The sequence below is a fragment of the Streptomyces sp. TRM64462 genome (assembly GCF_013362995.1).
Lineage (GTDB): Bacteria > Actinomycetota > Actinomycetes > Streptomycetales > Streptomycetaceae > Streptomyces.
This window is the reverse complement of sequence record NZ_JABWDV010000188.1, coordinates 1-293: the sequence shown is the minus strand read 5'-3', so window position 1 is coordinate 293 and position 293 is coordinate 1. Positions and strand designations below refer to the sequence as shown.

Genomic DNA, 293 nt, shown 5'->3' with positions numbered 1-293 from the left:
GCCGAGATGGCCCAGGGCGCCGTCCAGGCGCGCAACATGTGGCCCTCCATCCTGGAGGCCGTCAAGAACCGCCGCCGTTTCACGTGGATCCTGCTCAGCCAGAACGCCCAGGTCGCCGGCTTCGACGGCACCACCCTCCAGCTCGGCTTCCTCAACGCCGGCGCCCGTGACAACTTCACGAGCAGCGGCAGCGAGGAGGTCCTGAAGCAGGCACTCGCCGAGCAGTTCAACGTGCACTGGAAGGTCGAGGCCATCGTCGACCCGTCCGGCGGCGCAGGCACCCCCGCGGCCGG

Annotated in this window: 1 pseudogene; it reads left to right on the top strand. The window is 70.0% G+C overall.

Annotation, left to right across the window (positions count from 1 at the left end):
• Positions 1–293 (top strand): annotated as a pseudogene (locus tag HTZ82_RS08620) (DNA polymerase III subunit gamma and tau); the annotation flags it as partial.